General features: G+C 57.7%; 1 protein-coding gene. It reads right to left on the reverse strand.

The features are described from left to right. The coding region (locus J5M56_RS25290; protein WP_279381849.1) for a M14 family zinc carboxypeptidase at positions 1-452 on the reverse strand (452 nt) is incomplete at both ends.

The following is a 452-nucleotide window of genomic DNA, read 5'->3' on the forward strand; positions in this document are numbered from 1 at the left end:
TCGCGGGTGTAGCCGTAGGTGGTCTGGAAGTCTTTGGTGGTGTGCTTCAGATGGCTGCGGAAATGCTCTTCAAGCTTTTCTATGCGCGGTGTGAAGCCAGGATTGCCTTCACAGCCGGCGGTAAAGACGTGGGGGATTTCCTCGTCGCCGTGCACGTCGATAAACGCATCGACGCCATATTTTTCCATTTGCTGCTGGACGAAAAGCACTTCCGGACTGATGTCCCGGCTGGCGTTCTGCCAGGCCCGGTTCAAGTCCTGACCCATGGCATTGGTGCGCAGATGGCCATGGAAGGCGCCGTCCGGGTTCATGTTCGGCACCAGATACAGATCGGCGCTGGCCAGCAGTTTGTTCAATACCGGATCGTCCTGGCGCTCCAGACGCTCAATCACGCCTTCCATGAACCATTCCGCCATGTGCTCGCCCGGATGCTGCTGGGCAATGATCCAGAT

This window comes from Pseudomonas sp. 51_B, from assembly GCF_017491595.1.
Classification (GTDB): domain Bacteria; phylum Pseudomonadota; class Gammaproteobacteria; order Pseudomonadales; family Pseudomonadaceae; genus Aquipseudomonas; species Aquipseudomonas promysalinigenes.